The 6481-nt window shown below is 53.2% G+C and carries 6 protein-coding genes (1 of these 6 only partly in view); 5 read left to right on the forward strand and 1 reads right to left on the reverse strand.

Translation table 11 applies throughout. From position 1 onward, the window contains the following. The first annotated feature begins 149 nt into the window (after positions 1-149). Both FIU95_RS02725 and FIU95_RS02730 read left to right on the forward strand, forming a co-directional pair. The gene (locus FIU95_RS02725; protein WP_152451255.1) at positions 150-1367 is read left to right on the forward strand and encodes a hypothetical protein; all 1218 of its coding nucleotides are present in this window, start codon (positions 150-152) and stop codon (positions 1365-1367) included. A 19-nt stretch (positions 1368-1386) separates the two neighbouring features. Beyond that, complete coding sequence (locus FIU95_RS02730) at positions 1387-2466, forward strand: hypothetical protein (RefSeq protein WP_152451257.1); 1080 nt, start codon at positions 1387-1389, stop codon at positions 2464-2466. Between the two features lie 12 nt (positions 2467-2478). Here the strand turns inward: FIU95_RS02730 and FIU95_RS02735 are convergent, their stop codons facing one another. After that, positions 2479-2958, reverse strand: a complete 480-nt coding sequence (locus tag FIU95_RS02735; protein ID WP_152451260.1) for a DUF4124 domain-containing protein — start codon at positions 2956-2958, stop codon at positions 2479-2481. A 459-nt stretch (positions 2959-3417) separates the two neighbouring features. On the opposite strand from FIU95_RS02735, the gene FIU95_RS02740 reads away from it, so the two are divergent. The 3 genes in view from FIU95_RS02740 to ilvC are tightly spaced (at most 24 nt apart) and all read left to right on the forward strand, a layout consistent with a single transcriptional unit that may run on beyond the window. Continuing rightward, positions 3418-5154: an acetolactate synthase 3 large subunit gene (locus tag FIU95_RS02740; RefSeq protein WP_152451262.1), complete on the forward strand. Its 1737-nt coding sequence runs from the start codon at positions 3418-3420 to the stop codon at positions 5152-5154. Between the two features lie 11 nt (positions 5155-5165). Next, positions 5166-5657, forward strand: coding sequence for an acetolactate synthase small subunit (gene ilvN / locus FIU95_RS02745; protein WP_152451264.1), 492 nt, complete (start codon positions 5166-5168; stop codon positions 5655-5657). Between the two features lie 24 nt (positions 5658-5681). Beyond that, positions 5682-6481, forward strand: the 5' portion of a protein-coding gene (ilvC, locus tag FIU95_RS02750; protein WP_152451267.1) for a ketol-acid reductoisomerase. It continues 226 nt past the right edge of the window; only the first 800 of its 1026 coding nucleotides appear in the window; it begins with the start codon at positions 5682-5684; the stop codon falls past the right edge of the window.

Consider the following 6481-nt stretch of genomic DNA (forward strand, 5'->3'; position numbering starts at 1 on the left):
TACTGGATCATCCTCTGGCGCCAAAAATCCTATTGCGATACCAGCTTCACCGGATAACTTGCAGTTGTCTGCAGAGTGTTGCGAAACGGATACCTCGAGACTCTGCGGTCAGTAAATTTCCACTTATAAAACTATAAAGGGCGATAACCATGACACTGTCTAAACGACTGGGCGCAGGCCTGTCTGTTTTTTTTGCTGCGATGGTGGGTGCTTCTTCAGCGGTAGCTGAGAACTGCTATATCCTGGTCCATGGACATGGAGTCGAGGGGCACACAACCAGCACTGATAATACTGGGAGTTTAGTGCAGCCGGCACTGGACTACTGGAGTGAAACCTATTTCGATGAATATAAAAACAGTAGTTTCATCGATCAACTGCGAGTCAATGGCGGAAATTATGGAGTGGTGGGGTATAACTCTACCGATGAAGGCGAACTTCCCTATTGGCACGATCAAACATCCGGTGAAATTGCCCGGCAAATTATTCAGATCCGCAGTGGAGCAGGGGATAGATTCGAACACGAAAACCAGTGTTCCGCCGATGATACCTTCTGGATTATTTCCCACAGCCAAGGCGCTGCCCAGATGATGTATATCGCTGGTAATTCGGTTGAGGGATCACCTTACTACAACCGTGCTTACGAGCAGTACGATACCGATACAGAAATGCAGGAAGTCGAGAAGTGCTCGACAACCTGGTATGGCAGCAAGAGCTGTAAAACCGTGACCAAGGAAGTGCAGGTTGCCAGCCTGAGTGACACCAACGCGGTAACCGTGGATTTTGATAGTGCGATTAGTGGAGTGGCTGCGATTTTCACCACCGGTGGCGCAATCACCGGCACCGAAGGTGTGGACCGGATATGTAATGGCACTTGGTATGACGAGGTGATCAACGACCTCTTCTTCGGCCGGGAGTGCTCCGCGGTACGCTATATGCAGACCAACGATATTTACACGGTGCGCAATTATGTGGGTACTAACCTGGGCGCCCCTGTCTATACCATCGGTGGCTATGCAGGTTTTCCCGGCGTGGAAAGTGTTTCCTCAGCTCTGTTGAATGGCGAAGATGATGGCTACATCAACCTCGCTTCTCAGATGAATTGTTCCGGTTCCGGCAAGCGTAACCTCTGGTCAAACCTGAAACAGTACGACACCTTTATGGGGATTGCCTACGGCAGTGCCACCTTCTCCTGTAATAACGACAACAAGGGTACGGCCCGCTCCTATAACTTGGCCAGTATCTATACCGATCACGATGCCCAGCGCAATGGCGGTATTCTGTCTCCAGATTACGACGGTATCCCCGACGGTCTGGATTGCGGGGTTGGTAAAAACAGCGCAGGCCGCATCGCTGCCTGTACTCAGTAATTTTTGCGGGAGATAGTCCATGTCCGCCAGCAACAACCGCCTCAAGGGGCGCCTAGCCATCCTGGGATCTATTGTCTTGATCGCCGCAGCAGTGGCTTATTGGTTCACTGGAGAGGCTGGGGAAGTCTCCACGGCGGTTGTTGCCAAGGCCGAGGCGGGTGGGGTAGATACCCACCGGCCAAAGCTGGCGGAGTTACGACGGATCGAGTCCATTGAGGCGAATCCAGTAGAGGATAAATCCGTGCAGGTGTGGCAGGAGATCCAGGCGCGGCCAGTGAAGACCGAACTGCACCAATCCCTACTTTCCGATCTGGCCAAATTCCATCGCTACCCACCGGAAAACCGCGCGATTAAGAGCGCCTCGCAAGATCCAATTTCCCAGACCCACGCCCCCGATCAGCGCACAACCTACAGTGATAATGGAGATACCCTGACCCTGTGGACCGATCAGAAGTTTTATCTGTATGGGGATACTGTGCGGGTCTATGCCTATCAGACCGATAGTGATGGAGCCAAGGTGCCGGCGGACCTGACTGCCCTGATGGTATTGGACGATCAACACGTATTGGGTGCCCTGACCTTCGCGGATAGCAATGGGGACCTGGTCTATGAAGCGGAAATGGAGGCGGGTGTTTACCAGGGCCAGTCGCTGCCTACGGGTATCTATAAAATCATCGTGGATACGGATATTGACGGTCTGCGCGATGCCGCCGCTTTTACACTGTCTGAGGATACCGGCAGCTACACCGGCAATTTGCGGGATTCGCTCACCAGTGAGGGTAACCTATTGGTGGAAGCTGAAGTGGAGGTACTGCAGCAAGGCCGCTTTTATTTCCGCGGTTCCCTCTACAACGATGAGCAGACCCCTATTGGTAGTACCCAGTATGCGGTTGAGCTTTCACCTGGACGCCACTGGATACCCTTCGAATTCTATGGGCTGATGATCCGCGATGCCGATCAGGACGGCCCCTATTTGGTCAAGCAGCTGAGTATTGCCCGGGTGACCGTGCCGAGGGCAGACAGGCTGTTTGAACCCGGTTATTACACCGAGCGCTACAGCCTGGAGCAGTTTAACGATACGCCCTACAAGGAGTTGTAGCCGCGGAGAGCGTTAGCAGTTATCGCGGATGCTCTGTTTTTCTTTAGAGATACGCTCCTGACGCTCGTCCTCACCCAGCATGCGTTGATTGCCCTGCTCGTCGATTTCGCGTACCCGCGCATGAGTTGTCAGGGCTTTCAGATTCTTCTGCGAGGATTCACAGCGTTGCGCGCGTGCCTCTGCCTGGGCGCGGGCAACTTGCTCATCCACCTTTGAGGAGCCCTGGGGCTCTTGTTTTGCAGTACTTTTTTTCTCAGGAGTGGGCTTGGCAGCCTCCTGTTTGGCTTTCTCTGCGGCCAGTGCGGCCTGTTGTTCCGCTTCCCACTGCTTATAGCGTTCCGACTTAGGCTTTTTAATCACCTCGACTTCGGAGCTGTTAGGTGGCTGCTCACCAAAATGCACCACACCGTCTTCATCTACCCACTTGTAGATGCCGTTGGCTTGAGCGGCCAGTGCCAGGCCGGAGAATAGTATTGCGAGTGCGATGCGCATCGGATTACCCCTCATCGTTTTATCTTTCCTTAACCGACATATTGTACCGGTATCGGTGGACTTTCCTGTAACTCTCTTAACACTTTCATTCATGTCTATTGACAGTCAAGGTTGGATTGGCAAAATCGACTGCTTCCTCGGCGAGTAGTCGTCTCCGCACACCCGCGGCCAGGACACTAGCTCAGGTGGACCACCCTTCCGCCGCAATTCCGTCGAGAGGCTCTCCCTACCCCTGGAGGCCTGCTAGCCTGCAATTCTGACACTGACGTGTCGGTCGCAGGCTGGGTGTTTTACTGCGCGCGATGATTCCATCCTAAAAATCGGCATGTAAACACGCAACAGGCTGATATCTGTCACCATTTTCCTTTACAATTGCCGTTCAACATTCTTGTTGTTCGTTCGGTTAGCGGTTCTTTGGTGATGGCTATCCTACCAACTAGGTAAATTGAGGAGACTCAAGTGGAATTACTTTCCGGCGGCGATATGTTGGTTCGCGCGCTGCAGGATGAAGGGGTAGATCTGATTTTCGGCTACCCGGGCGGTTCGGCACTGCATATCTATGACGCCATCTTCAGACAGAAGTCCATCAAGCATATCCTGGTGCGTCACGAGCAGGGCGCTACCCACGCTGCAGACGGCTATGCACGCTCTACAGGCAAAGCGGGCGTGGTATTGGTAACCTCTGGTCCGGGGGCCACCAATGCGATAACCGGGATTGCGACTGCCTATATGGACTCCATCCCCATGGTGGTGATTTCGGGCCAGGTGCCCAGCGACAAGATTGGTGAGGATGCCTTTCAGGAAACCGATATGGTTGGCTGTTCACGCCCAATCGTAAAGCACAGTTTCCTGGTAAAGAATGCTGAGGATATTCCCGAGATTGTCAAAAAAGCTTTCTATATAGCCACTACTGGCCGCCCCGGCCCGGTGGTTATCGATGTGCCCAAGGATGTGACCAATCCCGCCGAGCGCTTTCCATACCGCTACCCAGAGAAGCTGCGCATGCGCTCCTATACTCCGGCGGGCAAGGGTCACAGCGGACAAATTCGCAAGGCGGTGGCGCTGTTGCTGTCAGCCCGCCGGCCGGTAATTTACGCCGGCGGCGGTGTAATACAGGGGGAGGGCTCCGAACTGCTCACCGAGCTGGCTCGCCATCTGAATTATCCCGTTACCAATACACTGATGGGGCTCGGCGCCTTCCCCGGTAGCGATAAACGTTTCTTGGGTATGCTCGGTATGCACGGTACTTTTGAGGCCAATACCGCGATGCATCACGCCGATGTTATTCTGGCGGTAGGGGCGCGCTTTGATGACCGTGTCACCAATACGCCCAGTAAATTCTGCCCTGGGGCCAAGATCATCCATATTGATGTGGACCCGGCCTCTATTTCCAAAACGATCGTCGCCGATATTCCTATCGTGGGTACTGTGCAGTCGGTACTGGCGGATATGTTGGAAGCGTTCAAATCCAGCGAGGAACAACCGGACCAGTCGGCCATTGTTGACTGGTGGCGGCAGATTGACGACTGGCGTGAGCGCCATGGTCTCTATACGGCTCCGCGCTATAAGACTGACGGTGCCTTGATCATGCCGCAGGAGGTGATTCGCGCGGTTTACGATATAACCGAGGGTGATGCTTTCGTTACTTCTGATGTCGGACAGCACCAGATGTTTGCAGCCCAGTACTATCACTTCGACAAGCCGCGCCGCTGGATCAACTCCGGTGGCCTCGGCACTATGGGCTTTGGGCTGCCCTCTGCCCTGGGGGTGAAAATTGCCCACCCCGATAAAGAGGTCGTTTGTGTGACCGGTGAGGGCAGTATCCAGATGTGCATTCAGGAATTGTCCACCGCCACTCAATACCATCTGCCAGTCAAGATTCTGTGCCTCAATAACCAGGCCCTCGGCATGGTGAAGCAGTGGCAGGAAATGCAGTACGAGGGGCGCCTATCCAATAGTGTCTACGAAGAATCCCTGCCGGATTTCGTCAAGCTCGCCGAGGCCTATGGCCATTTGGGCGTGAAGATTGAGCGGCGAGAGGATTTGCACACAAAACTGCAGGAAGCCTTTGCGCATAAAGATCGCACGGTATTTATCGACGTTTATGTCGACCCCTCTGAGCATGTTTACCCGATGCAGGTCATGCCGAGCGGCTCCATGCGCGATATGTGGCTGAGCAAAACCGAACGGACATAGGGGTTAAGGCGATGCGTAGAATTATTTCGGTTTTGATGGAGAACGAACCGGGAGCCTTATCCCGGGTTGTGGGGCTGTTTTCCCAGCGCGGCTATAACATTGAAAGTTTGACCGTGGCACCTACCGAGGATGCCACCCTGTCGCGTCTTACCTTGGTAACTATCGGTGATGACCACAAGATTGAGCAGATCACAAAAAATCTAAATAAATTAATCGACGTTGTGAAGTTGGTCGATCTCACCGAAGGCTCCCATATTGAGCGGGAATTACTGTTGGTAAAAGTTCGTGCAAATGGAGCCCAGCGCGATGAGGTCAAGCGCAGTGTAGATATTTTTCGTGGGCAGATTGTGGATGTCACCAGCAGCATGTACACCGTGCAGGTAGCTGGCACTGGTCAAAAGCTCGATGCATTTTTACAGGCATTGGGTGAGCACACCATTATGGAAGTCGTACGCTCCGGGGTTTCGGGAATTGCCCGCGGTGAAAAAGTATTAAGTGTTTAGATAGCAGGAAACAGGAATTTAATCATGCAAGTTTATTACGATAAAGATTGTGAGCTCTCCTTAATTCGCGGAAAAAATGTTGCCATTATCGGTTATGGCTCTCAGGGGCACGCCCATGCCAATAACCTCAAAGACTCTGGTGTGGAGAATATTGTTGTTGGGCTGCGCAAGGGCTCCAGTTCCTGGAGTAAAGCCGAAAATGCCGGCTTGCGCGTGGCCGAGGTGGAGAGCGCTGTTAAAGATGCAGATGTGGTAATGATCCTAGCGCCGGATGAGTACCAGGCCAATATTTATAAGGAGCAGGTGGCCCCTAATTTAAAATCTGGTGCGGCGCTCGCCTTTGCCCACGGTTTTAACGTGCATTTTGAACTGATTGAGCCGCCAGCCGATGTGGACGTCATAATGATTGCACCAAAAGGCCCCGGCCACACTGTGCGCTCGACCTATCTTGAAGGGGGTGGTGTGCCAACCCTGATTGCAATTTATCAGGATGCCTCAGGTAAGGCTAAAGAGTTGGCCCTCTCCTACGCCTCTGCGAATGGTGGTGGCCGCTCTGGGATTATCGAAACCAATTTCCGAGAAGAAACCGAAACAGATCTTTTCGGAGAGCAGGCGGTCTTGTGTGGTGGTGTTTCTGCACTGGTAACTGCGGGCTTTGAAACTCTGGTTGAAGCGGGCTACGCGCCGGAAATGGCTTATTTCGAGTGCTTGCATGAACTGAAGCTTATTGTCGACCTGATGTACCAGGGCGGCATTGCCGACATGCGCTACTCTATTTCCAATACCGCTGAGTACGGCGATTATGTGACCGGGCCACGGGTTGT

The sequence above is a fragment of the Microbulbifer sp. THAF38 genome (assembly GCF_009363535.1).
In the GTDB taxonomy this organism is placed as follows: Bacteria; Pseudomonadota; Gammaproteobacteria; order Pseudomonadales; family Cellvibrionaceae; genus Microbulbifer.

Bases quoted from the DNA above. Each gene is read 5' to 3' on its own strand.
- FIU95_RS02725 (WP_152451255.1), top strand. From the start codon at position 150: ATGACACTGTCTAAACGACTGGGCGCAGGCCTGTCTGTTTTTTTTGCT.
- FIU95_RS02730 (WP_152451257.1), top strand. From the start codon at position 1,387: ATGTCCGCCAGCAACAACCGCCTCAAGGGGCGCCTAGCCATCCTGGGA.
- FIU95_RS02735 (WP_152451260.1), bottom strand. From the start codon at position 2,958: ATGCGCATCGCACTCGCAATACTATTCTCCGGCCTGGCACTGGCCGCT.
- ilvN (WP_152451264.1), top strand. From the start codon at position 5,166: ATGCGTAGAATTATTTCGGTTTTGATGGAGAACGAACCGGGAGCCTTA.